29 protein-coding genes are annotated in these 23,773 nt (G+C 68.8%); 15 read left to right on the forward strand and 14 right to left on the reverse strand.

Going from position 1 to position 23,773, the window contains the following annotated elements; translation table 11 throughout:
* The first annotated feature begins 68 nt into the window (after window positions 1–68).
* The 7 genes from DYS74_RS10035 to DYS74_RS10065 all read left to right on the forward strand — a co-directional run bounded on the left by DYS74_RS10035 (window position 69) and on the right by DYS74_RS10065 (window position 5,991).
* On the forward strand, window positions 69–836 hold the full coding sequence (locus DYS74_RS10035) for a DUF4198 domain-containing protein (RefSeq protein WP_121533416.1): 768 nt from the start codon (window positions 69–71) through the stop codon (window positions 834–836).
* Window positions 836–1,447, forward strand: a complete 612-nt coding sequence (gene cbiM / locus DYS74_RS10040) for a cobalt transporter CbiM (RefSeq protein WP_121533418.1) — start codon at window positions 836–838, stop codon at window positions 1,445–1,447. Before DYS74_RS10035 ends, cbiM begins: the two co-directional genes overlap by 1 nt.
* A complete protein-coding gene (locus tag DYS74_RS10045) occupies window positions 1,444–2,031 on the forward strand; it encodes a cobalamin biosynthesis protein CbiL (RefSeq protein ID WP_121533420.1) in 588 nt (195 codons plus the stop codon). Before cbiM ends, DYS74_RS10045 begins: the two co-directional genes overlap by 4 nt.
* Window positions 2,028–2,738 carry a cobalt ECF transporter T component CbiQ gene (gene cbiQ / locus DYS74_RS10050; RefSeq protein ID WP_121533422.1) on the forward strand — a complete coding sequence of 237 codons (711 nt, stop codon included), beginning with the start codon at window positions 2,028–2,030 and terminating at the stop codon, window positions 2,736–2,738. Before DYS74_RS10045 ends, cbiQ begins: the two co-directional genes overlap by 4 nt.
* Complete coding sequence (locus DYS74_RS10055; RefSeq protein WP_121533424.1) at window positions 2,735–3,439, forward strand: energy-coupling factor ABC transporter ATP-binding protein; 705 nt, start codon at window positions 2,735–2,737, stop codon at window positions 3,437–3,439. Before cbiQ ends, DYS74_RS10055 begins: the two co-directional genes overlap by 4 nt.
* A 106-nt stretch (window positions 3,440–3,545) precedes the next feature.
* Window positions 3,546–5,381: a dihydroxy-acid dehydratase gene (gene ilvD / locus DYS74_RS10060; RefSeq protein WP_121533426.1), complete on the forward strand. Its 1,836-nt coding sequence runs from the start codon at window positions 3,546–3,548 to the stop codon at window positions 5,379–5,381.
* Window positions 5,382–5,493: 112 nt separating this feature from the next.
* On the forward strand, window positions 5,494–5,991 hold the full coding sequence (locus DYS74_RS10065; protein ID WP_121533731.1) for an AAA family ATPase: 498 nt from the start codon (window positions 5,494–5,496) through the stop codon (window positions 5,989–5,991).
* 36 nt (window positions 5,992–6,027) lie between these two features.
* Here DYS74_RS10065 and DYS74_RS10070 read toward each other — a convergent pair whose 3' ends face one another.
* The 4 genes from DYS74_RS10070 to DYS74_RS10085 all read right to left on the reverse strand — a co-directional run bounded on the left by DYS74_RS10070 (window position 6,028) and on the right by DYS74_RS10085 (window position 8,862).
* A complete protein-coding gene (locus DYS74_RS10070; RefSeq protein ID WP_121533428.1) occupies window positions 6,028–6,423 on the reverse strand; it encodes a GFA family protein in 396 nt (131 codons plus the stop codon).
* Between the two features lie 168 nt (window positions 6,424–6,591).
* Entirely contained in the window at window positions 6,592–7,107 is a 516-nt protein-coding gene (locus DYS74_RS10075) for an FUSC family protein (protein ID WP_121533430.1), read from the reverse strand.
* Window positions 7,108–7,116: 9 nt separating this feature from the next.
* Window positions 7,117–7,512 carry a VOC family protein gene (locus DYS74_RS10080; protein WP_121533432.1) on the reverse strand — a complete coding sequence of 132 codons (396 nt, stop codon included), beginning with the start codon at window positions 7,510–7,512 and terminating at the stop codon, window positions 7,117–7,119.
* 51 nt (window positions 7,513–7,563) lie between these two features.
* Entirely contained in the window at window positions 7,564–8,862 is a 1,299-nt protein-coding gene (locus DYS74_RS10085; protein WP_121533433.1) for an Nramp family divalent metal transporter, read from the reverse strand.
* A gap of 145 nt (window positions 8,863–9,007) precedes the next feature.
* Between DYS74_RS10085 and mntR the strand changes: the two genes are divergently transcribed.
* Window positions 9,008–9,466 carry a manganese-binding transcriptional regulator MntR gene (mntR, locus tag DYS74_RS10090; RefSeq protein ID WP_121533435.1) on the forward strand — a complete coding sequence of 153 codons (459 nt, stop codon included), beginning with the start codon at window positions 9,008–9,010 and terminating at the stop codon, window positions 9,464–9,466.
* A 204-nt stretch (window positions 9,467–9,670) separates the two neighbouring features.
* Window positions 9,671–9,997, forward strand: coding sequence for a hypothetical protein (locus tag DYS74_RS10095; RefSeq protein ID WP_245965255.1), 327 nt, complete (start codon window positions 9,671–9,673; stop codon window positions 9,995–9,997).
* 93 nt (window positions 9,998–10,090) lie between these two features.
* Here DYS74_RS10095 and DYS74_RS10100 read toward each other — a convergent pair whose 3' ends face one another.
* Window positions 10,091–11,740 carry an electron transfer flavoprotein-ubiquinone oxidoreductase gene (locus DYS74_RS10100; protein WP_121533439.1) on the reverse strand — a complete coding sequence of 550 codons (1,650 nt, stop codon included), beginning with the start codon at window positions 11,738–11,740 and terminating at the stop codon, window positions 10,091–10,093.
* Window positions 11,741–11,787: 47 nt separating this feature from the next.
* Entirely contained in the window at window positions 11,788–12,789 is a 1,002-nt protein-coding gene (locus tag DYS74_RS10105; protein WP_121533440.1) for a phosphatase PAP2 family protein, read from the reverse strand.
* Between the two features lie 145 nt (window positions 12,790–12,934).
* On the opposite strand from DYS74_RS10105, the gene greA reads away from it, so the two are divergent.
* Both greA and DYS74_RS10115 read left to right on the forward strand, forming a co-directional pair.
* Window positions 12,935–13,405 (forward strand): transcription elongation factor GreA, encoded by a 471-nt coding sequence (greA, locus tag DYS74_RS10110; RefSeq protein ID WP_183077503.1) that lies wholly within the window; start codon window positions 12,935–12,937, stop codon window positions 13,403–13,405.
* Window positions 13,406–13,430: 25 nt separating this feature from the next.
* Entirely contained in the window at window positions 13,431–14,510 is a 1,080-nt protein-coding gene (locus DYS74_RS10115; protein WP_245965256.1) for a hypothetical protein, read from the forward strand.
* 66 nt (window positions 14,511–14,576) lie between these two features.
* Here DYS74_RS10115 and DYS74_RS10120 read toward each other — a convergent pair whose 3' ends face one another.
* Both DYS74_RS10120 and mobA read right to left on the reverse strand, forming a co-directional pair.
* On the reverse strand, window positions 14,577–15,158 hold the full coding sequence (locus tag DYS74_RS10120; RefSeq protein ID WP_121533444.1) for a GNAT family N-acetyltransferase: 582 nt from the start codon (window positions 15,156–15,158) through the stop codon (window positions 14,577–14,579).
* Window positions 15,158–15,742: a molybdenum cofactor guanylyltransferase MobA gene (gene mobA / locus DYS74_RS10125; protein ID WP_121533446.1), complete on the reverse strand. Its 585-nt coding sequence runs from the start codon at window positions 15,740–15,742 to the stop codon at window positions 15,158–15,160. Before mobA ends, DYS74_RS10120 begins: the two co-directional genes overlap by 1 nt.
* A gap of 84 nt (window positions 15,743–15,826) precedes the next feature.
* Here mobA and DYS74_RS10130 point away from each other — a divergent pair, with 84 nt between their 5' ends.
* Both DYS74_RS10130 and DYS74_RS10135 read left to right on the forward strand, forming a co-directional pair.
* Entirely contained in the window at window positions 15,827–16,543 is a 717-nt protein-coding gene (locus DYS74_RS10130) for an AzlC family ABC transporter permease (protein ID WP_121533448.1), read from the forward strand.
* On the forward strand, window positions 16,540–16,878 hold the full coding sequence (locus DYS74_RS10135) for an AzlD domain-containing protein (protein ID WP_121533450.1): 339 nt from the start codon (window positions 16,540–16,542) through the stop codon (window positions 16,876–16,878). Before DYS74_RS10130 ends, DYS74_RS10135 begins: the two co-directional genes overlap by 4 nt.
* A 58-nt stretch (window positions 16,879–16,936) precedes the next feature.
* Here DYS74_RS10135 and DYS74_RS10140 read toward each other — a convergent pair whose 3' ends face one another.
* From DYS74_RS10140 to DYS74_RS10160, 5 genes are all read right to left on the reverse strand, one after another.
* A complete protein-coding gene (locus tag DYS74_RS10140) occupies window positions 16,937–17,563 on the reverse strand; it encodes a hypothetical protein (RefSeq protein WP_121533452.1) in 627 nt (208 codons plus the stop codon).
* 36 nt (window positions 17,564–17,599) lie between these two features.
* Window positions 17,600–17,734 (reverse strand): aa3-type cytochrome c oxidase subunit IV, encoded by a 135-nt coding sequence (locus tag DYS74_RS10145; RefSeq protein WP_121533454.1) that lies wholly within the window; start codon window positions 17,732–17,734, stop codon window positions 17,600–17,602.
* Window positions 17,735–17,810: 76 nt separating this feature from the next.
* A complete protein-coding gene (locus DYS74_RS10150) occupies window positions 17,811–18,284 on the reverse strand; it encodes a DUF6173 family protein (protein ID WP_121533456.1) in 474 nt (157 codons plus the stop codon).
* Window positions 18,281–19,327, reverse strand: coding sequence for an MBL fold metallo-hydrolase (locus DYS74_RS10155; protein ID WP_121533458.1), 1,047 nt, complete (start codon window positions 19,325–19,327; stop codon window positions 18,281–18,283). Before DYS74_RS10155 ends, DYS74_RS10150 begins: the two co-directional genes overlap by 4 nt.
* Complete coding sequence (locus DYS74_RS10160; RefSeq protein WP_121533460.1) at window positions 19,324–21,015, reverse strand: acyl-CoA dehydrogenase; 1,692 nt, start codon at window positions 21,013–21,015, stop codon at window positions 19,324–19,326. Before DYS74_RS10160 ends, DYS74_RS10155 begins: the two co-directional genes overlap by 4 nt.
* Window positions 21,016–21,143: 128 nt before the next feature.
* Between DYS74_RS10160 and DYS74_RS10165 the strand changes: the two genes are divergently transcribed.
* A complete protein-coding gene (locus DYS74_RS10165; RefSeq protein ID WP_121533733.1) occupies window positions 21,144–22,094 on the forward strand; it encodes an L-threonylcarbamoyladenylate synthase in 951 nt (316 codons plus the stop codon).
* A gap of 142 nt (window positions 22,095–22,236) precedes the next feature.
* On the opposite strand, the gene DYS74_RS10170 is transcribed toward DYS74_RS10165, so the two are convergent.
* The gene (locus DYS74_RS10170; protein ID WP_121533462.1) at window positions 22,237–22,797 is read right to left on the reverse strand and encodes a YqgE/AlgH family protein; all 561 of its coding nucleotides are present in this window, start codon (window positions 22,795–22,797) and stop codon (window positions 22,237–22,239) included.
* 164 nt (window positions 22,798–22,961) lie between these two features.
* Between DYS74_RS10170 and DYS74_RS10175 the strand changes: the two genes are divergently transcribed.
* Window positions 22,962–23,768, forward strand: a complete 807-nt coding sequence (locus tag DYS74_RS10175) for a protein-disulfide reductase DsbD domain-containing protein (protein WP_121533464.1) — start codon at window positions 22,962–22,964, stop codon at window positions 23,766–23,768.
* Window positions 23,769–23,773 lie beyond the last annotated feature (5 nt).

The raw sequence follows: 23,773 nt of genomic DNA on the forward strand, positions 1-23,773 counted from the left end.
CGGTTCTGGCTTGCCCTGCTGAAGGCAGTATGCATAACTTTCAAAAAACGCATACGACAGGAAAAGCCATGCCCCGCCTCCTCCCGCTGCTGCCGCTGGCCCTGATGCTGGCCGCCTCCCCCGCCGCCGCGCATTTCCAGGAGCTGATCCCCTCGGCCGATGTCCTGCCCGAGGGCGGCAAGGTCACCTTCGATCTGGTCTTCACCCACCCGGTCGAAGGCGGCCCGGTGATGGCGATGCAGAAACCCGCGGGCTTCGGCATGGTGATGAACGGGCAAAAGACCGACCTGATGCCGGCGCTGCGCGAGGCCCCGGTGGGCGGCACCCCCGCCTGGGCCGCCGAGGCCGATCTGGCCGAGCCCGGCGCCGCGGTCGTCTGGGTCGCGCCGCAGCCCTATTGGGAACCGGCCGAGGGCAAGTTCATCGTCCATTACGCGAAGGTGGTGGTCGATTCCTATGCCTCGGGCGAGGGCTGGGACGCGCTGGCCGGCCTGCCGGTCGAGATCGCGCCGCTGACCCGCCCGAACGGGCTGTGGACCGGCAACGCCTTCACCGGCGTGGTGCTGAAGGCCGGCAAGCCGGTGCCCTTCGCCGAGGTCGAGGTCGAGTTCGTCAACGACGGCTCGGTCGTGCCGCCGAATGACGATTTCATCACCCAGGTGCTGAAGGCCGACGCGAACGGCACCTTCAGCTATGTGATGCCGCGCGCCGGCTGGTGGGGCTTTGCCGCGCTGATCGAAGGCGATACACCGATGACGTCGCCCGAGGGCACCGAGGTGCCGGTCGAGGAAGGCGCGCTGATCTGGGTGAAGGCAACCGACATGGGCGGCAACTGATGGCACATATCCCCGACGGGATCCTGGCGGCGCCGGTGCTGATCGGCGGCGCGGTGCTGGCGGCGGGCGGCGTGGCGCTCGCCCTGCGCCAGATCGACGACCGCGCGATCATCCGCACCGCGATCCTGTCGGCCACCTTCTTTGCCGGCTCGCTGATCTCGGTGCCGGTCGGGCCGTCGAGCGTGCATCTGCTGCTGGCCGGGCTGATGGGGGTGATGCTGGGCAGCGGCGCGTTCCTGTCGGTGCTGGTGGGCCTTGTCCTTCAGGCGCTGCTGTTCGGGTTCGGCGGGCTGACCACGCTCGGCGTCAACACGGTCAACATCGCGCTGCCCGGCGTGCTGCTGGGCCTGGCCCTTGGCCCGACGATCCGCCGCACGACGCGCCCCGGCCTGCGCGCGGGGCTTGCGGCCCTTGTCGGCGCGCTGTCGGTTCTGGGCACCGGCGGGCTGGTCGCCGCCTGCCTCGCGCTCTCCTCCCCCGCCTATGCCCCGGTCGCGAGCGTGCTGCTTGCCACCTATCTGCCCCTCGCCCTGGTCGAGGCCGCGATCACCGCCGCGGTGGTCGGCTTCCTCGCCCGGGTCGAGCCCGACGCCCTGAGGCCCGCCGCATGACCCGCATCCCCCTTGCCCTTGCCCTACTGATCGCGCTCGCCTCGCCCGCCGCGGCGCACAAGCTCAAGGTCTTCGCCACCGTCGCGGGGACCGAGGTCACCGGCTATGCCTTCTTCGTCGGCGGTGGCCGGGCGCAGGGCACCGGCTGGATCGCGCGGGACGCCGCCGGCACGCCGGTGGCCTCGGGCAAGACCGACGCCGAGGGCCGCTATCGCTTCACGCCGCCGGCGGGCGCGGGCGATCTGACCGTGACGGTGAACACCGAGGAAGGGCATATCGCGCAGGCCGTGCTGCCGGCCGCAAGGCTTGACGGCACGCCCGCGGCCACCGGCAGCGCCGGCCCCGCGGCCGCCGCCTCGCTCGCCGCGGCGGGCGTGGTGACCGCCGCCCCCGCCGCTCCGCCCCGCGACGACGCCGCCCTTGCCGCCCTCGTTGAGGCCGCGGTGCAGCGCCAGGTCGAGCCGCTTCAGGAACAGATCGAGGCGATGGATGCCCGCCTGCGCCTGACCGACGTGATGTCGGGGATCTTCCTGATCATCGGGCTCGCGGGCATCGGGCTGTTCCTGCGCGGGCGGCGGGGATGATCCCGGCCGATCTGCGCTTGCGGCTGGTGGCGGCTGTCCTGCTGGTGCTGGCCGCCTCGCAACTTGCCCATCTCGGCCCGGCGATGGCCGCGCTCGCACTCGCCCTGCTCCTCGCCCTCGCCGCCCGCCCGGACCGCGCACTCTGGCGCCGGTTGCGCCATGTCGAGGGCTTCGTGGCGCTGCTCCTTCTCACCCTGCCCTTCGCCGTGCCGGGTGCGCCGCTGCTCACCCTCGGCCCGCTCAGCGCCAGCCTCGAGGGGCTGAGCCGCGCCGCACTTCTGGCCGCCAAGGTCACCACCGCGGCGCTGGTGCTGCTCGCCCTTCTGGGCACCGTCGAGCCGATCCGCCTTGGCGCGGCACTCCACGCCCTGCGCCTGCCCGAACCGCTGGTGCGGCTTTTCGTGCTGACCCTGCGCTATCTCGGCCTGATCGGCGACGAGGCGCGGCGCCTGCGCGAGGCGATGCGCGCCCGCGCCTTTCGCGCCCGCACCGACCGCCACACCTGGCGCAGCTTCGGCAACCTGATCGGCATGCTCCTGGTGCGCGCCCTCGACCGCGCCCGCCGGGTCGAGGAGGCGATGCGCCTGCGCGGATTTTCCGGCCGCTTCCCCCATGCCGCGCTCGCCGCCCCCACCGCACGCGACTGGACGGGCTTCGCGCTTCTGACTGGCCTTGCCGCCGCCGCGCTGTTACTCGACAGGCTATGATCCCGCTTCTGTCCCTCACCGATGTGCGCGTCTGCCGCGGCGAAAGCCCGGTGCTCGACGCCGTGTCGCTGACCCTGCGCAGTCGCGACCGGCTGGCAATCGTCGGACCGAACGGGGCGGGCAAGACCACGCTTCTGCGCACCCTCGTCGGGCTCGAACGCCCCGCCTCGGGCCGCGTGCGGCTCTTCGGGCAGGACTGCACGACCGAGGCCGAGTTCCGCGCCGCCCGCCCGCGCATCGGCTTCCTGTTCCAGGACAGCGACGACCAGCTGTTCTGCCCGACCGTGCTCGAGGACGTGGCCTTCGGCCCGCTGAACACCGGCTGCACCCTGCCCGAGGCCGAGGCGCGCGGCCGCGAGACGCTCGCGGCCCTTGGCATCGCCCATCTCGCCGAGCGTGTCACCCACCGGCTCTCGGGCGGCGAGAAGCGGCTCGTCTGCCTTGCCGGCCTCCTGGCGATGCGCCCCGAGGTGCTGCTGCTCGACGAACCGACGAACGGCGTCGATGCCGCGAACGGGGCGCGGCTGCGCGCGGCGCTTGCGGGGTTCGACGGCGCGATGATCCTCGTCTCGCATGACGAGGGCTTCGTCGCCGAGCTTGCCACCCGCGCGCTGCTGATCGCGGACGGCCGCCTGACCGAGGCCGAGATCCACACCCACCCGCATCTGCACGCGCATCCGCACCTGCACCCCCATCCCTGAGCGGCAGGGCAGCGCTTCTGACCCTTTGTGCGTTGGCATTTCCGCATTCCCTGCGCTAAGACGGCCCGAGCCGCCACACGGCGCGAGAGGTCCCGGAGGAAGCCAGATGCCCTATTACCGTTCCCGCAAATCGACCCATGGCCGCAACATGGCCGGCGCGCGTGGCCTTTGGCGCGCCACCGGCATGACCGACAGCGACTTCGGCAAGCCGATCATCGCGGTCGTCAACTCCTTCACCCAGTTCGTGCCGGGCCACGTCCACCTCAAGGATCTGGGCCAGATGGTCGCGCGCGAGATCGAGGCCGCGGGCGGCGTCGCCAAGGAATTCAACACCATCGCCATCGACGACGGCATCGCCATGGGCCACGACGGGATGCTCTATTCCCTGCCCTCGCGCGAGATCATCGCGGATTCGGTCGAATACATGGTGAACGGCCATTGCGCCGACGCGATGGTCTGCATCTCGAACTGCGACAAGATCACCCCCGGCATGATGATGGCCGCGATGCGGCTGAACATCCCGGTGATCTTCGTTTCGGGCGGGCCGATGGAAGCGGGCAAGGTCACGGTGAACGATCTCGAGCACGCCGTCGATCTGGTCGACGCGATGGTGGTGGCGGCGGACGACGCCTATACCGACGCGCAGGTGGACGAGTTCGAGAAGAACGCCTGCCCGACCTGCGGCTCCTGCTCGGGCATGTTCACCGCGAACTCGATGAACTGTCTGGCCGAGGCGCTTGGCCTGGCGCTGCCGGGCAACGGCTCGATGCTGGCGACCCATGCCGACCGCAAGGAGCTGTTCCTCGAGGCCGGGCGCAAGATCGTCGAGATCACCAAGCGCCATTACGAGGGCGAGGAAAAGGGCCTGCTGCCGCGCGACATCGCCACCTTCGAGGCCTTCGAGAACGCGATGAGCCTCGACATCGCGATGGGCGGTTCGACCAACACCGTGCTGCACCTGCTCGCCATCGCCCATGAGGGCGAGGTCGACTTCACCATGGACGACATCGACCGGCTCAGCCGCAAGGTGCCCTGCCTGTGCAAGGTCGCGCCGGCGAAGCAGGACGTGCACATGGAAGACGTTCACCGCGCCGGCGGCATCATGGGCATTCTGGGCGAGATGGGCCGCGCCGGCCTGCTGCACACCGACGTGCGCACCGTGCACAGCGGAAGCCTGGGCGAGGCGATCCGGAAATGGGACGTGATGACCGCGAACGACCCGTCGGTCGAGGAATTCTACCGCGCCGCGCCGGGCGGCGTGCGCACCACGCAAGCCTTCTCGACCGGCAACCGCTACAAGGAGCTTGACCGCGACCGCGAGGGCGGCGTGATCCGCGACCTCGACCATGCCTTCTCGAAGGATGGTGGTCTCGCCGTGCTCTTCGGCAATATCGCGCTGAACGGCTGCATCGTGAAGACCGCTGGCGTCGATGACTCGATCCTGAAATTCTCCGGCCCGGCGAAGGTCTTCGAAAGCCAGGACGACGCGGTCTCGGGCATCCTCACCGGCAAGGTGAAGGAAGGCGAGGTCGTGGTGATCCGCTTCGAGGGCCCGCGCGGCGGCCCGGGGATGCAGGAAATGCTCTACCCGACGAGCTATCTGAAATCGAAGGGGCTGGGCAAGAAATGCGCCCTGCTCACCGACGGCCGCTTCTCGGGCGGCACCTCGGGGCTGTCGATCGGGCACGTCTCGCCCGAGGCGGAAGAGGGCGGCACCATCGCGCTGGTGGAAACCGGCGACCTGATCGAGATCGACATCCCGAACCGCACGATCAACCTGGCCGTCGACGAGGCGACGCTCGCCGCCCGCCGCGCCGCCAAGGGCCCGCTGCCGTGGAAACCCGCCGCGCCGCGCCCGCGCCAGGTCTCGACCGCGCTCAAGGCCTACGCGATGTTCGCCTCCTCGGCGGCGAAGGGCGGCGTGCGCATCCTGCCGGAATGAGCCGGCTCCGCAGACACTGACGAAGGCCCCCGCAAGGGGGCCTTTTGCTTCGGCACAGGACAACTTGCGCGGGCATTGCGAACGCCTGTCCGGCACCGATCGGGAGCACGACTTGCCAGTTCTCATCTCCTTCGCGGGCCTGCCCGGCACCGGCAAAAGCACCATCGCCCGCGCGCTCTCCGTCGCGACCGGCGCGGTCTACCTGCGGGTGGACGAGATCGACGCGGCAATCTGGGCACACGACCCCGACCGCGATATCGGGCCTGAAAGCTATCACATCGCGGCGGCGCTGGCGGCCTCGAACCTCTGGCTCGGCCACACGACGATCGTCGACTGCGTGAACCCTTGGGCGATCACCCGGCAGATCTTCGCCGCCGCAGCACAGCGGGCCGGGGTGCGGCTGCTTGGCGTCGAGCTGACCTGCTCCGACCCCGCCCTGCACCGCCACCGCGTCGAAAGCCGCAAGATCGACGTGCCCGGCCTCACCCCGCCGGACTGGGCCAAGGTGGTCCGCCGCGACTACACGCCGTGGACGCAAGCGGATCTGCGGATTGACACCGCCCGGCAGCCGGTCCCCGAGGCCGTCGCCGAAATCACCCGGCACCTCTGAGAATCCCACGCCCGTTCCGACAGGCCCCGGAGCCTGTCACAGCACCGGATGCCCCTCGGATTGCGGCGCACCATCGAAGATCTCGTACCAGCCCGGCTTTTCCGAGGTGAATTCGTGGAACCGGTTGCGCAGCCCGGTCTCGGCATCGAGCGCATTGGCCGCGATCGGAAAGCTCTCCTCGTCGGACAGGATCTCGCCCAGCGAGGTGCCGCACAGCGAACAGAAGCAGCGGCCATATTTGTAAGGCGCTTCCGGCTGATGGCGCGCAACATGCTCCCAGCCCCGAAGCCAGCGCAGATCGTCGCGCTTCACGAAGACGATGGTGCTCGCCCCCACCTTGCGACAGCGCAAGCAGTGACATGTCCCCATCATCGACGGCACGGCGAGCAACTCGAACTGAACCGCGCCGCAACAGCAGCTTCCCCTGATCATCCTGTCCCTTTCCCGAACACCACAAAAGAGAACATTTCAAGAACCCCCACCAGACGCAAGCCTTTCGAGTGCAATCCCTTCCTTTCATCTTGCGGCAAATACCTCGGGGGTCCGGGGGCAGCGCCCCCGGCGGGTCGCCTCGCCCCCGCGAGGCGAAACCGCCACACCTCACTCCGGGTGGTCAATCTTCCCCGCCGCCCCCGCCTGTGCCGGCATCAGTCGCCGGAAAAGCGTGTCGACAAGAAAATGGATCGCCGCACCGGTCAGCCCGCCGACCAGCACCTCGGCCCCGCGCCACAGCCCGTCGGCAAGCGGCTGCGGATCGGCCGCATGCGAGAGATAGACGATCGGCACCGTCCACATCGCCACCTTCAGCTGCGGCCATTTCCGCGCGATCCAGGCGGCGATCGCGACGCCCGCCGACATCTGCACCACCGTGCCGAACTGCAGCTGCGCAAGCGCGATCCCCGTCGCCATCGCCGTCACCACACCGGCCAGCGTTCCCGCCAGCCGCTGCAGCGTGGCGCTGCTGGTCTCCGAAAGACGTTCCTGCGAGACGATGATCGCGCTGACCGAGGCCCAGGACGGGTAGTCCAGCCCCAGCCACAGCGCGATCAGATAGGCCGCCGCCGCTGCCAGCGTGCAGCGCAGAACGAAGAGAGCGTCGCGCAACCCGGCCTGCATCCGCCCGCCTTACAGATAGCGCCCGCCGCGTTCGAGCACCTCGATCTGATAGCCATCGGGATCGGCGATGAAGAAGAACCGCGCGGTCACCGTGCCAGCGGGGGCGAAATCGACGATCTTGCGCGGGGCGAGCCCCGCCGCCTCCATCCGCGCGTGCTCCGCCGCGACGTCCGCGACCGACACCGCCAGATGGCCATAGCCATTGCCCAGATCGTAAGGCTCGGCCCGGCCCTTGTTCACCGTCAGCTCAAGCTCGAACGTGCTTTCCGCATTCGCCAGATAGATCAGCGAGAAGTCGGGGAAATCGAGCCGCTCGGCCACGGTCAGCCCGAAGGCTGCCTCGTAGAACGCCAGCGACCGCGCCTCGTCCAGCACGCGGATCATCGAATGGATCATCTTGGCCATGTCTGCCCTCCGTTTTGCCCCTGTCTGGCAGGGGCGCGGGCGAAGGGCAAGTCAGGCCTGCAGGAAGGGGACCGGCACGCCGAAGGCCTGGGCCAGCAGCACGAAGTTCAGGCACAGCACGACCAGCGCGCCCGCCCCGGCGGCGATGCGCACCTTCAGCCCCGAGACGAAATCGCCCATCACCGAGCGCTGCGCCGTCAGCCACAGCAGCGCCAGCATCGGCACCGGCAGCGCGATCGACAGCACCACCTGGCTCATCACCAGCGCTTCGGTGGCGTTCACCCCCGCCAGCACCACGGCAAAGGCCGGCACCATCGTCACCGCCCGCCGCAACCAGAGCGGAACGCTGATCCGCAGGAAGCCCTGCATGATCATCTGCCCCGCCATCGTGCCGACGACCGAGGAGGAGATCCCCGAGGCGATCAGCGAGACGAGGAACACCCCGGCCGAGGCCGCGCCCAGCAGCGGCGTCAGCGTGTGATAGGCGGTCTCGATCTCGGCCACCTCGGCATGGCCCTGATGGAAGGCCGAAGCCGCCATCATCACCATCGCCATGTTCACCATGCCGGCGACGGACAGCGCCACGATCACCTCGATGTTCGAGAACCGCAGCACGGCGCGACGCTCGGTATCGTTGCGGACCTTCGCCCGGTGCTGCGTCAGCCCCGAATGCAGATAGATCGCATGTGGCATCACCGTGGCGCCGATGATCCCCACGGCAATCGTCAGCGCGCCGAGATCGGGCAGCACCGGCGTCGTCAGCCCGTGCACCGCCCCGCCCCAGTCGATCGGCGCGATCAGGATCTCGGCCAGATAGCAGATGCCGATGACGCCCACGAGCGCGCCGATGATGATCTCCATCGGGCGGAAGCCGAAGGCCTCGAAGGTCAGGATCAGATAGGTGACGACCGCGGTGATCGCCATGCCCCACAAGAGCGGGATCCCCAGAAGCAGCGACAGCCCGATCGCGCCGCCCAGGAATTCGGCGAGGTCGGTGGCCATCGCCGCCACCTCGCTCACCGCCCACATCACCATCACCAGCGGCTTCGGCAGATGCTCGCGGCTGAGTTCGGCCAGGTTCTTGCCGGTGACGATGCCCAGCTTCGCCGACAGCGCCTGGAACAGCATGGCGATCAGATTGGCGAACAGCACCACCCAGAGCAGCGCATAGCCATAGCCCGCCCCCGCCTGGATGTTCGTCGCGTAATTGCCCGGGTCCATATAGGCGACCGAGGCGATCACCGCCGGGCCGAGGAACACCAGCCACACCCGCGGCCCGCGGATCCGGCCATGGATCGCGGCGGTCATCACCGTCTGCGTGCGTCGCGTCAGCCTGTCGCTCGGTTCCATTGCGCCCCTGCTCTCCCCGATTGCTCGGCCGGAATTTAAAGCCTCGGCTACACTTTTGTCAAACGGCTTCCTTCGCTGCCGCGACCTTTCACACGGTTTTCAAGGTGAAGCCGAGGCTGTAAAGTGTTCCGCACCGGAGGATCCCATGACAGAGCCCACCCAGACCGACGACGCCGGGACCACCCCCGCCACGTCCGCCCGCTTCAGCCAGGCCCGCGCCGCCCAGTCGATGGCCGTGCTCGAGGATTACGCCGAGATGATCGACGACCTCACCGCCGAGATGGGCGAGGCGCGGATCACCGACATCGCGGCGCGGATGGGGGTGACGCATCCGACCGCGACGAAGGCGGTGGCGCGGCTCAAGCGCGAGGGGCTGGCGAATTCGCGCCCCTATCGCGGCGTGTTCCTGACCGAGGCGGGCGCGGCGCTGGCGGCACGGGTGCGGGCGCGACACCGGGTGGTGGTCGATCTGCTCGTTGCCGTGGGCGTGCCGAGCGAGACTGCCGAGCTTGATGCCGAGGGGCTCGAGCATCACGTCTCGGAGGTCACGTTGCGGGCCTTCGAGGCTTTCCTCGACGAAACCCGGAGCGGCAGCGCGGCCTGACCGCCCCCCCTGGCGTGACGTGGCGGCAACGCCGCCACATCGACGACACAGAGCCCTCTTGCGAAATGCCGGCTTTCGGTCACACTTGCGTGAGGGCCGAAGCTTTTCGGCCCGCCGTTCCCGGGGCGGGCGAACGGATTTCCGACACTTCTGACAGGACCGGCGCAGCCGGGAACTTCGTTCCAAAAGGATCACAGCAGCATCATGCACTTCAGAAACGCAACCGTGGCGGGCCTCGTGCTTCTCACCCTGTCCGCCGGCGCCAGCTTCGCCCTCGACCGCAAGCTGACGGTCTACAACAAGTCGGGCTACACGATCACCGAGTTCTACGGCTCGAACAGCGGCTCGAACAACTGGGAGGAAGACATCCTCGGCAAGGACGTCCTGCCCCCCGGCGGCTCGGTCACCATCGATTTCAACGATGGCACCGGCTACTGCATGTTCGACTTCCTGGTGAAGTTCGAGGATGGCGACGAGATGACCGACAAGATCGACGTCTGCACCGTCGGCACCTACAACATCACCAACTGAGCCCGGGGCCATCGCAGCCGGATCAGGCCAGAAATGCAAACGGGGGAGGCCGCGCCTCCCCCGTTCTCGTTTTCCGCTGCGGGCCTTGCGGCCTCACATGTTGGGATAGTTCGGACCGTCGCCGCCCTGCGGCGTGGTCCAGGTGATGTTCTGCGACGGGTCCTTGATGTCGCAGGTCTTGCAATGCACGCAGTTCTGGAAGTTGATCTGGAAGCGCGGATTGCCGGCCTCGTCGGTCAGCACCTCGTAGACGCCCGCCGGGCAATAGCGCTGCGCGGGCTCGGCATATTTCGCCAGGTTCACCGCGATCGGGATCGACGGGTCCTTCAGCTTCAGATGGCACGGCTGGCTCTCTTCATGGTTGGTGAAGGAGAAGGCCACGTTCGTCAGACGGTCGAAGCTGATCTTGCCGTCGGGCTTCGGATAGTCGATCGGCTTGAAGTTCTTCGCCTCGCCGGTATGCGCCGCGTCGTTCTTGCCATGCTTGATCGTGCCGAAGAACGAGAAGCCGAAGAGGTTGTTCGTCCACATGTCGAGCCCGCCGAAGACGAGCGAGGCGATCATCCCCCAATGCGACCACATCGGCTTGACGTTGCGCACCTTCTTCAGGTCGTCGGCAATCGGACCCGAGCGCAGGTCCTTTTCATACTCGACCAGCTCGTCGCCCTCGCGCCCGGCCTTGATCGCCGCCGCGGCCGCCTCGGCCGCCGCGATGCCCGACAGCATGGCGTTGTGGTTGCCCTTGATCCGCGGCACGTTGACCAGCCCCGCCGAGCAGCCAAGCAGCACGCCGCCCGGGAAGGTCACCTTCGGGATCGACTGCCAGCCGCCCTCCGAGATCGCCCGCGCGCCATAGGCCACGCGCTTGCCGCCCTCGAGCAGGTTCTGCACCATCGGGTGATGCTTGAAGCGCTGGAACTCCATATAGGGGAAGAGATACGGGTTCTCGTAGTTCAGGTGCACCACGAAGCCGATGAACACCTGGTTGTTCTCGAGGTGATAGATGAACGAGCCGCCGCCGGCATTCTTGCCCAGCGGCCAGCCCATGGTGTGGGCGACCGTGCCCTCGCGATGCTTCGCCGGGTCGATCTCCCAGATTTCCTTCATGCCAAGGCCGAACTTCTGCGGGCAATGGCCCTTCGACAGGTCGAACTTCTGCATCACCACCTTGGAGAGCGAGCCGCGCACGCCCTCGGCCAGCATCACGTATTTGCCGCGCAGCTCCATGCCCGGTTCATAATGCGGGCCGGGCGTGCCGTCCGACTCGAGCCCCATCTCGCCCGCGACGACGCCGGCGACGCGATCACCGTCCCAGACGATTTCCGAGGCCGACATGCCCGGGAAGATCTCGACGCCCAGCTCCTCGGCCTGCTCGGCCATCCAGCGGCAGACATTCGCCATAGAGACGATGTATTTGCCGTGGTTCGACATCAGGGGCGGCATCGGCCAGTTCGGGATGCGCATGTGCCCGGCCGGCCCGAGAATGAAGAAATTGTCCTTCTTCACCTCGGTCTTGATCGGCGCGCCCTTTTCGCGCCAGTCCGGGATCAGCTTGTCGAGCCCGATCGGGTCGAGCACCGCGCCCGACAGGATATGCGCGCCGACCTCCGAGCCCTTCTCGAGCACCACGACGTTGAGATCCGGGTCGATCTGCTTCAGACGGATCGCCGCCGACAGCCCCGCGGGACCGCCACCCACGATCACCACATCATATTCCATCGACTCGCGTTCGATCGCCGCCATGGCCTGGCTCCCTCGACTGGCTTCACCACTACGGCCCCGTTGCTAACTTACCTGACGGAACGAAGCAATTGTGACGCAGCGACTATGCGCAACTTTCTTTCGCTTTTCGCCAGGGTAAAGTGACGCAATCCGAAATGCCCGGCGAGCACGACGAGAACCGCGACATAGCCGTCGACAGCATAATGATACCCCGTGTAGACCGAGACAAAGAAGATCGACAGCAGGAAGAGCGCGCCCAGCGGCGCAAGCCAGCGCGAGCGCTCGGCAAGATAGAGCGCAACGATCGCCGCGACCGCGACATGCATCGACGGAAAGGCCGAGATGCCGAACCCGAGATCGAGCCCGCCCCCCAGGTAGCGCTGCCAGAGCCATTCCTGGATCACCCCGATGCTGGTCCCGGACAGGCCGGAGGCCGCGATGGCCTGGGTCAGCCCGCCGAACCGCTCGGTGCCAAGCAGCCGGTCGTAAAAGACCGGCCCGACGGAAGACCCGGCGAGCGCCAGCCCGTTGCCGATCACGACCCAGGAGCCGAAGAACAGCCAGATGTAGTGCCGCGCCCGCCCGATCTCGGGGTCTGTTGCAAGCACGATCAGCGGGAAGCCGAACGCGCACGGCCCCCACACCGTCATGTAGAGCTCCGGCATCCACCCCACCTCCCGCTTGCCCAACAGCCCATGTGCGATGCGCCAGGGGTCGTGACCGAAGTGCAGCCAGCTGTCGAGGGCGGCAAGCGCGGGATCGGCATGATAGGGAACGAGCATGGGAATCGCATTCTTGGCGAAGGAAAACCCGATCGGCAGCAGCAGGCTCGCACAGGCGACAAAGGCAAGCGGCGACATCCGCTCGGCGATCCGGCGCCGGCCGAGAAGCACACCCCCGATCAGGAGCCACGGTCCGAGCAGCTTTCCCGCACCGAGCATCATCCCGACCGAGGCACCTGCCCTCATGCCGGCCTCCCAGATCAGCTGAGGGGTGTCACCGTAAAGCCACCCGACCAGCGCAAGAGCGCACAGAACATAGGCCACGGAGGCCCTGAAAATCCATTTCATGTAAATGTCTCGCAAGATTTCAACGTCCCGATCCTGGCGCGCGGATGCGGCGAAAATGGGGCGCGGCCCTTGACTTCGGGGGGCGATGGCGGATTTACACTCCTGTCAACACGATGTTGCCAGCAAGCTCGGAGCAGGGGCTCTCATGGAAAAGATACCGATGACGCGCGCGGGTTTCGACGCGCTCGATGCCGAACTGAAAACCCTCAAGACCGTCGAACGCCCCACTGTCATCAAGGCGATCGCCGAGGCGCGCGAGCATGGCGACCTGTCGGAAAATGCCGAATACCACGCCGCGCGCGAGAAGCAGAGCTTCATCGAGGGCCGGATCAAGGAGCTCGAGTCGATTCTCGGCCGCGCCGAGGTGATCGACCCCTCGAAGATGTCGGGCGCGATCAAGTTCGGCGCCACCGTCACCCTCGTCGACGAGGACACCGACGAGGAACGCACCTATCAGATCGTGGGCGAGGCCGAGGCCGATCTCGAACGCGGCCTGCTGAACATGAAATCCCCGCTCGCCCGCGCCCTGATCGGCAAGGACGAGGGCGACAGCGTCGAGGTCCGCACCCCGGGCGGCGAACGCAGCTATGAAATCCTCACGGTCCGCTACCTCTGAGGACCAGACCGAAAGGTTTGCCGTGATGAGCGACGCCAAACCGGATCGCATCTCTCCCGAGCCGCCGGCGCCCGTCGCCCCGGCCCCGGCGGGCGCGCCGATCAGCCCTCCGATCGAGGATGTGCGCACGCGCGCCGAGGCCGGCCGCGGCTTCGGCCCGATCGAGCGCATCGCCGCCGGGCTCAGCCTTGTCTGGCTGGTGCTCGTCGCGGCGTTCTGGCTGTTCGTGCCAGGAAATGGCGCCGGGCTCGACGCCGCTTCGCTGGTGATGGCGGTGACCGGTATCCTGCTGCCGCTGGTGATGATCTGGATCGCCGCGATCACCGCCCGCACCGCGGCCGAGATGCGCGCCGAGGCGCAGGCGCTGAAGGCCTCGGTCGAGACGATGCGTGCGGCCTGGCTCAGCCAGTCGCAGCTGCGCGCCGGCGCCACGATCGAGAAGAAGCTCGACGAGGTGGCGCAGGTCGCCCGCCAGGCGGAAACCGCAATTGCCACCTTCACCTCGCGGCGCGACGCCGGCGCGACGCCGCCCTCGGCCGACCGCAAGGCGGCGCTGGCGGCACCGCGCCCCGCCGCGCCCGGCGAGGACCAGCCCGCCCTTGCCCTCGGCACGCCGGCCGAGGCGCTCGCCCAGCCGGTCTCAGTCGCCGATTTCATCTGCGCGCTCAATTTCCCCGACAATGCCGATGACCGCGAGGGCTTCCGCGCGCTGCGCCGCGCGCTCGAGGACCGGACGATGGCGAAGCTGATCCGTGCCGCGCAGGACGTGCTGAACCTGCTCGCCCAGGACGGCATCTACATGGACGACCTGACGCCCGACCGCGCCCGGCCCGAGCTGTGGCGCCGCTTCGCCCAGGGCGAACGCGGCCGCGAGATCGCCGCGCTCGGCGGCGTGCGCGACCGCTCCTCGCTTGCCCTCACCGCCGGCCGGATGCGCTCGGACACGATCTTCCGCGACGCCGCGCACCACTTCCTGCGCCAGTTCGACCGCACCTTCACCGAATTCGAGACGAACGCCTCGGATCAGGAAGTGGCGGAACTTGCCGAGACCCGCACCGCGCGCGCCTTCATGCTGCTCGGCCGCGTCACCGGCACCTTCGACTGAACGCCTCGGCTTTCTCCTTGCCCGAAAGACCTCGGGGTGCGGGGCAGCGCCCCGCGCCGCCCACCGTCACAGGTGCCGCGCCATGGTGATGCTCGAGCGATAGCCGAAGATCAGCGCCTTCAGCCGGCTCTCGCGGCGCCCGATCACCTCGAAGCCGAGCCGGTCATAGAGCGCGCGCGCGCGCAGGTTCTCGCCGATCACGTCAAGCCGCAGTTGCGAAAAGCCACGCATCGTCGCCTCGCGCGACAGCGCCTCGACCAGCGCCGCCCCCACCCCGGTGCCGCGCGCGCCCTCGGCCACCGCCAGCCCGTCGACGGAAATCGTGCCCGTCGCCAGATCCTCGGCCAGCACGCCAAGCGCATGCGCCCGCCACCAGGCGCCGAAGCGGCCATAGACCGCGATCAGGTCCGACATCCGGCCACCGACAAAGGACCCTCGCGCCGTGCGATAGCCGATCACGCCCAGCAACGCCCCCGCCTCGTCGCTGGCCGAGATCACGTGATCGGGCGACATCACCCGCTCGATGAAGGCCATCGCCTTCGGCTCGGGCCCCATCACCGCACCAAGCTTGCCGCCGAAGGCCTGCCAGTAAAGCCGCGCGGCCTGCGCCCGCTGCCCCGGGGTGACACCGTGACGAATGATCGTCATCACCGCGCCCCCCCGAGCCGCGCCGCGGCGGCGGCCAGGTCTTCGGGCGTGTTCAGATTGGCAAAAGGGTCCTCGGGCAGATCGTCGAAGGCGACCTCGGTCGCCGCGCCAAGCGCCACCCGCACACGCCGCTCGCCGGTCGCGAACAACGCCTCGATCCGATCCGCCTCGCAAAGCGGCCAGAGCGCCGCGGTGTAATGTGCCCGGCCGCGCCAGGTGGCGCAGGCGACGCCCCCCGGCGCAGCGAGCCGCACCACCAGATCCGCGGGCAGGAAGGGCGTGTCGGTCGCCGCGGTCACCAGCGCCCCGGCGCCCTCGGCGGCGGCCCAGCGAAGCCCGGCGCGCAGCCCGGCCAGCGGCCCCTCCCCCGCCTCCCCCGGCAGATCGGCCAGCACCGGCAGGCCGAATCCCGCAAGGTGCGCCGGATCGCCGTTGGCCGACAGCGCCAGCCGGTCGACCTGCGGCGCCAGCCGCGCGATGACATGGGCCGCGAGCGGACGGCCGGAGAGCGGCAGCAGCGCCTTCGCGACACCGCCCATGCGGCGGCCCTGCCCGCCGGCCAGGATCAGCCCGGCGATCCGCATAATGCCTCCGATACAATCGCGCCCTTGGCGCCCTTCGTCACTGCCCCTAGAACTGGCGCAACACGCCTCAGCGAGCAAGCCACCATGACCGACCGCCCCTCACTTTCCGCCGCCTACTGGCGCGGCCTGCGCAACGGATTGCCCTTCATGCTGGTGATCGTGCCCTTCGGCACCCTCTTCGGCGTCGCGGCGACCGAGGCCGGGCTGAACGTCGCCGAGGTGATGGGCTTCTCGATCCTGGTCATTGCGGGCGCCTCGCAATTCACCGCGGTGCAGCTGATGAACGACCACACGCCGGCGCTTCTGGTGATCCTGACCTCGCTCGCGGTCAATCTGCGCATGGCGATGTATTCGGCCTCGCTCGCGCCGCATCTGGGCGCCGCGCCGCGCTGGCAGAAGGCGCTCGTCGCCTATTTCATGATCGACCAGAGCTTTGCCGTCGCCGCGCAGGATTACGAGCGCGCGCCGCAGCAGAGCCTGGCCGAGAAGCTCGCCTATTACGCCGGGGCCTGCACGCCGAACTGTCCGACCTGGTATGTCGCGACGCTCGCGGGCGCGCTTCTGGGCGCGGCGATCCCGCCCGAATTCGCACTCGACTTCGCCGTGCCGGTGACCTTCCTCGCGATGATCGCACCGATGCTGCGCTCGTTGCCGCATCTGGTGGCGGCGACGGTCTCGGTCGTCGCGGCACTCGCCTTCTCGTTCCTGCCCTCGGGGCTTGGGGTGCTGGTCGCCGCGGTGCTGGCGATGGTCGCGGGCGCTCGGGCCGAAACCTTCCTGACCCGGAGGGCGGCACGATGAGCGCGGATTTCTACGGCCCCACCGAGATCTGGATCATCATCCTCGCCCTCGGCATCGGCACTTTCTTCCTGCGCTATTCCTTCCTCGGCCTCGCCGGCCGCCGGCCGCTGCCGGAATGGGCGCTGCGCTATCTGCGCTATACCGCAGTGGCGGTGCTGCCGGGGCTCGTCGCGCCGCTGGTGCTCTGGCCGCAGGCGACGGGCGGCGCACCGGACCCGGCGCGGCTGATCGCCGCCGCGGTGACGGTGCTGGCGGGGCTCGCCACGCGCAACACCCTCGCCGCGATCCTCGGCGGCTTCGTCTCGCTCTACCTCGCGCTCTGGCTGGTCGGCTGAGACGGAAACGCCCGGGGCAAGCCCCGGGCGTTCGTCTTTCCGAAGCGGCCCTGCCGGATCAGAACGGCAGCTCGGTGCCGTGCTTGATCTCTTCCTGCTGCACCATCAGCACGCCCGAATTGTCGTCGGGATCGTTGTCGTAATGGTCCTTGGTCACCACGCCCGGCAGCTTGCCGAAGGCCTTCGACAGCTTCAGCGGCGAGAAGGTATTCGGCAGCGATTCGAAACCCGGGATGTCGCGCAGCACCGCCGAGGTGTCATTGGCGCACATCATCTTGTTCACCGCGCCATTCGCCTCGGCCCGGCGGATCATCGCATCCGCCTGCGCAAGCGTCACCGGCACGCGCTGCTCGCGCACGAACCAGGTCTCGCGCGCGTGGTAGTCGATGTAGAACTTGTACATCCGTTCGGTGATGCCGTAGTCGACGTCGTTGCGCTCGGGCACCCAGGGGTGGTTCCAGGTCCCGGCCGGGTCGAAGATCACCCGCTGCGTGCCGTCGATCATCAGCGCCGAATGCCCGCCCGAGCCGGTATGGGTGCCGATCACGGTGAACAGCGTCACCGAGGGCGGGTTGCCGGTATGCACCGCGGCCTTCTGCACGACATCGTCCGGTGCCCAGACGGGTTGCGCCCCGCACGCGGCCAGCGCCAGCGGCAGGATCAAGCAGATGATAAGTCGGCGCATCTGCCGGTCTCCTCAAACTCGTGACGGGGCTGACGATCAGCCGTTTGCCAAAGCGAGGAACACCAAAAATGCCACGATGACAACCGCCCCGACGGTCACGAAACGCAGGAATCCCGCGAATGTTCTCTCATGAGCACGGATATCCATGCTGCCCATTCTGTAATCGGCCATCGTTTCCTCCCGACTGTCTCCCGGGACAAGCCTAGCGCAGCGTCACGCGCCTGTCATCCATGCGCTGCAGGGCGCCTCAGCCCTTGCGCTCGGCCGTGAGCCCGCGGGCTAGGCGGAAGCCGATCCGCCGCGCCTCGTCCTCGGCTGCGGGTTTCGGGATCGCCACCAGCATCACGTTGAGCTGGCTCACATGCTGGATCAGCTGGGTGCGCGCGCCATCCTCGTCGCGGCCGTAGAAGGTCAGGATATCGGGCGCGAAATAGCCCAGCCCCTCGATCTGCAGCACGCCGACATCGCCGCCGGTGATGCCAAGCGCCACCTCCTCGTCGGGCTGCAGCTGGCTTTCGAAGTTCTGGATATAGAGGACCAGCCGCTCATAGGCCCATTGCGCGGGCGACTTGTCCTCGAACGGCTCGTCGGCCACACCGGGCGGCAGTGGCAGGGTCTCGAAAGGGGCGCCGGCGTCGTCATCGGTCAGCACCGCATGGGCGCGCGGCAGCGCGCTGTCCTCATGCGCCTCGGCAAGGGTGCGGATCGGGGTGTCGCTCATGCGAGGGACCAGTGCCAGATATCACCGTCCCCAAGCGTGCGACGGACCTCGCCGCGGTGCAAGAGGTGATTGAGATGGGCCACCGCCTCGACCAGCGCCAGCCCGTATTCGCCCTCGCCGATCGGCCGCTTGAAGAGCGCGGGGAAACAGGCGGTCGCCGGCCGCGGCCCCTCGGCCAGCAGCGTGCGCAGACGGGCGAGCGCCCCCTCGTGGTTCTCGATCATCTGCCGCAGCCGCAGCGGCAGGCCGGTGAACGGCGTCTTGTGGCCGGGCAGCACCAGATGGTGGCGATGCGCGAAGGGCTGGAAGGCGCGGCAGCTCTCCAGCCAGTCGGCGACCGGATCGGCCATCGGCTCGGTCGCATAGACGCCGAGATTGGCCGAGATCGAGGGCAAGAGCTGATCGCCGCCAAGGATCAGCTCGTCGTCCTCGGACCAGAGCGTGGCATGATCGGGCGCATGCCCCTCGCCGATCCGCACCCGCCAGCGCCGGCCGCCGGCCACGACCCGGTCGCCCTCGCGGATCCGGGTGAAGCCCAGGGGCAGCGGATGCACGCAATCGGCGAAGTTGAAGGGGCGTTCGGTGGCACGGCGGGCATGCAGGTCGGGGGTCATCCCGGCCCGGCGCCAGAAGTCGAGCGTCTCGGCGACTGGCACCGGCTGCTCGTCAAGGATCAGCATCCGGGCAAAGAGCCAGGAGGTGCGGGTGGTCACCAGCTCGGCGCCGCGCGCCTGCAGCCAGCCCGCCAGGCCGATGTGATCGGGGTGGTAATGGGTGACGAGGACGCGGGTGACGGGCTTGCCCGCAAGCCGCCCGTCGAGCGCCGATTGCAGCGCGGCGCGGCAGGCCGGAGTGTCGATGCCCGGGTCGACCAGCGTCCATCCGTCGCCATCGTCCAGCGCATAGGCATTGACGTGGTCGAGCGCCATCGGCAGCGGAAGGCGCAGCCACAGCACGCCCTCCGCGATTTCAACGGTCTCACCCGGGGCCGGCGGATCGGGCCAGGGGTAGTGCAGCCCTTTCCGCGCGGTCCCGTGGCTCATGCGCTCAGGTCTTCGACCGACAGCGCATAAAGCCCCTCGGCGCCTTCGCGCGCCTCGGCCAGCGCCGCCGCGAACTGCGGCAGCAGGCGGCGGATATAGACCGCGGCAAGCTTCGCATGACGCGACCCGGCGCCTTCGGCGATCGCCGCACGCAGGTGGAAATGCGCGCCGAGCACGCGGGCAAAGGCCTTGAGATAGGGCACCGAGCCCGCAAAGCGGTCCTGCATGTCCTGGCCGATCATCCATTCGGTGTGCTCGCGCAGGGTCTCGGCGGCCTGCCAGACGGCATCGGCAAGATCGGGCAGCGCCTCGCGCCCGGCCTTGGCGTCTTCCTCGACCTCCTGCAGCAGACGGAACGCGGCCTTGCCGCCGTCCATCATCTTGCGCCCGACAAGGTCCATCGACTGGATGCCGTTCGTGCCCTCGTAGATCGCGGTCACGCGCACGTCGCGGAAATACTGCGCGGCGCCGGTCTCCTCGATGAAGCCCATGCCGCCATGCACCTGGATGCCCTGGTCCGAGACCCACATACCGGTGTCGGTGCCATAGGCCTTGGCGATCGGGGTCAGCAGCGCGGCGCGCGCCTTCCAGGCCTCGTCACCGGTCGCGTGCCCCATGTCGATCGCCACGGCGCAGGCAAGCGCGATCGAGCGTGCGGCAAAGACCTCGGCCTTCATCGAGGCGAGCATCCGGCGCACGTCGGCATGCTCGATGATCGGCTTGAACTGCACGCGGTCCTGCGCATAGGCGAGCGCCTTCTGATAGGCGCCCTCGGCGATGCCGATGCCCTCGACGCCGACGTTCAGACGCGCGTTGTTCATCATCGTGAACATCGCGGCCATGCCCTTGTTCGGCCCGTCGACCATCCAGCCCTTCGCGCCCTCGAAGCTCATCACGCAGGTGGGCGAGCCGTGCAGGCCCATCTTGTGCTCGAGCGAGACGACCTTCAGGCTGTTCGCCACGCCCGGTTCGCCGTTCGCGTCGGGCAGGTACTTCGGCACCATGAAGAGCGAGATCCCCTTCGTGCCCGGCGCGCCATCGGGCAGGCGGGCGAGGACGAGGTGGCAGACGTTCTTCGTCATGTCCGAATCGCCCCAGGAGATGAAGATCTTCTGCCCGGTGACCGAATAGGTGCCGTCGCCATTCGGCTCGGCCTTGGTGCGCAGCGCGCCGACGTCGGAACCGGCCTGCGGCTCGGTCAGGTTCATCGTGCCCGACCATTCGCCCGAGATCAGCTTCGGCAGGTAAAGCTCCTTGATCTCGTCCGAGGCGTGGTGTTCCAGCGCGTCGATCTGGCCTTGGGTCAGCAGCGGATTGAGCTGCAGCGCCAGGTTCGCGCCCGACATCATGTCGTTCACCGCGATCGCCATGGTCAGCGGCAGGCCCATGCCGCCGTATTCGACCGGCGAGGAGATCCCGACCCAGCCGCCCTCGGCGATCTGCTCATAGGCTTCCTTGAAGCCCGGCGAGGAGCGCACCACGCCGTTTTCCAGCTTGGCGGGCGTCAGGTCGCCATTGCGGATCAGCGGCGCCATCACCTCGTCGCACAGCTTCGCCGCCTCGGTCAGGATCGCGTCGACGGTCTCGCCGGTCGCCTCGGCGAATTTCTCGGTCGCGGAGACCGGCGCGAGCGGCACCACCTTGTCGAGAATGAACCGCAGTTCCGCGACGGGCGAACGATAGGACATGACTTCCTCCTTGGAGCGCTTGGCAACGGGCGCCGGCACGCTTATGACCTGGATACTCGGGCCACAAGTTACCGCAAGGGAAGGCGCCTTCAACCGCTACGCAGCGTCACCGGAGGTGAATGGATCGCATGACGGAACGTCTCGCAACCGATGCCGCGGGGATCGCGCGGGCGGCGGAGCTGCTGGCCGCGGGCGATCTCGTCGCCTTTCCGACCGAGACGGTCTATGGCCTCGGCGGCGATGCCCGCTCGGGCGAGGCGGTGGCGCGGATCTATGCGGCCAAGGGCCGGCCGCGCTTCAACCCGCTGATCGTGCATGTGCCCGACCTTGCCGCGGCCGAACGGGTGGCGGTGTTCTCGGACAAGGCGCGGGCGCTCGCCGCGGCATTCTGGCCCGGCCCCCTGACCCTCGTGCTGCCCTTGCGCCCCGAGGCGGGGATTTCCGACCTCGTCAGCGCCGGGCTTGATACGGTGGCGGTGCGGATGCCCGCCCACCCGGTCGCGCGCGGGCTGCTTGCGGCCTTCGGCGGCCCGGTCGCCGCGCCCTCGGCCAATCCCTCGGGCAAGGTCAGCCCGACGACCGCCGATCATGTGCTCGAGGGGCTCGACGGAAAGATTGCCGCGGTGGTCGATGGCGGGCCCTGCGCGGTGGGGCTCGAATCGACGATCCTGATGCTCGATCCGCCGACGCTGCTGCGCCCGGGCGGGCTGCCGGCCGAGGCGCTCGAGGCGGCGCTTGGCTGCGCGCTGCCGACGGGGGGGGATGCGGCGAAACCGAACGCGCCCGGCCAGCTGAAATCGCATTACGCCCCCGGCGCCGCGGTGCGGCTGAACGCCACCGAGAAACGCCCGGGCGAGGTCTTCCTCGGCTTCGGCCCCGGCCCCGCGGCCGATCTGACGCTGTCGGAAAGCGGTGATCTGGTCGAGGCGGCGGCGCACCTGTTCGGCGCGCTGCGCGAGGCCGACCGGCTGGCACAGGCACGCGGCGCCGCAACGATCGCCGTCGCGGCCATCCCCGACACCGGGCTTGGCCGCGCGATCAACGACCGGCTGCAGCGCGCCGCCGCCCCGCGCAGCTAGGGGGCGCTGCCCCCTCGCGCCAAAGGCGCTCACCCCCGAGGTATTTTCGCCAAGGTGAATGCAAAGGCGCCTGCATGGCTTTCTCCTTGCCCGAAATACCTCGGGGGGAGGCGAAGCCGGGGGGCAGCGCCCCCCTCCGTGCTCAGGCGTGGCCCGCCGCGGCCGACAGCGTGCGCGGATCGACGCCCATCGTGGCCAGCGCCCGGGTCCATTTCGTCGCATGATCGGGGTCGAGTGCGATCGTGGCATCGCCATCGGCAATCAGCCAGCCGTTCGACAGGATCTCGGCCTCGAGCTGCCCCGGCCCCCAGCCGGCATAGCCGAGCGCCAGCAGCGCCCGGTCCGGCCCGCGCCCCTGCGCAATATCCTCGAGGATGTCGCGGGTCGCGGTCATCGCCACCTCGGGCATGACCTCCATCTCCGGCCCCTGCCCCTTCCAGTCGCGCGAATGCAGCACGAAACCGCGCCCGGTCTCGACCGGGCCGCCGAAAAGAATGGGCGCACTGGCCGGCCGGTCGGAAGCCGCGACCGCGATGCCCAGCTGCCCGAGCAGGTCGCTCAGCCCGGGTTTCGGCAGCGGCTTGTTGACGATCAGCCCCATCGCGCCTTCGGGAGAATGGGCGCAGACCGCCACCACCGCATGTTCGAAACGCGGGTCGCCCATGCTGGGCATCGCGATCAGGAGTTTTCCGGTCAGGTCCATGTCGGTCTCCGCCGGCGCGGGATGCGCCTTTCCCCAAAGGTGGCCCCGCCCCCCGGCCGGATCAAGCCCCGCGCCCGCCCTCACTGTGGCAAAGCCGCATACACACGCCGCGCTGGCGCGTTTGTGACTTGGACTGCCCGGCCCCAAGGCGTTATCCGAAGGTCATGCCCAGACATCTCTCCCCCCTGCTTCCGCTCTGCCTTTGCCTTGCCGCGCTGCCCCTGCACGCCGAGGAGCCGCTGCCGCCCGGCATGGAGGGGGCCGAGGTGCTGCCCGGCTGGGAGGCCCCCGACGGCAGCCGCATCGCGGCGCTGAAGATCGAGCTCGATCCCGGCTGGAAGACCTACTGGCGCAGCCCGGGCGATGCCGGCGTGCCGCCGGTGATCGATTTCGCCGGCTCGGACAATGTCGCCAAGGTGCAGGTGATCTGGCCCGCGCCGCAGGTCTTCGACCAGAACGGGCTGCGCACCGTGGGCTATCACGACGAGATGATCCTGCCGCTCGAGATCACCCCCGCGGACCCGGCGAAACCGGTGACACTGTCGGCCGGTCTCGACATGGGGATCTGCCACGATGTCTGCGTGCCGGTCTCGCTCGAACTGGGCGCCGACCTTGCCGGGCCGGGCACCCCCGACCCCGAGATCCGCGCCGCGATGGCGGCGGTGCCGCTGCGCCAGCCCGGCCTTGCGCATTGCACGGTCGAGCCGATCGCCGACGGGATGCGGGTGAAGGCGGCGATCGATCTGCCCGAGGCGGCGGGCGAGGTGGCGTTGTTCGAGCTGCGTTCGACCCCGATGTGGGTCTCGGATTCCGAGGCCGAGCGGCAGGGCAACACGCTGCTCGCCAGCGCCGAATTCGTGCCCGACAGCGGCAAGCCCTTCGCGCTCGACCAGACCGATCTGCGCATCACCGTGCTGAGCGACGCCGGCGCGATCGAGATCGACGGCTGCCCGGCCACCCCGGCCAACTGAGCCCG

This window comes from Paenirhodobacter hankyongi (assembly GCF_003664585.1).
Taxonomy (GTDB): domain Bacteria; phylum Pseudomonadota; class Alphaproteobacteria; order Rhodobacterales; family Rhodobacteraceae; genus Rhodobacter; species Rhodobacter hankyongi.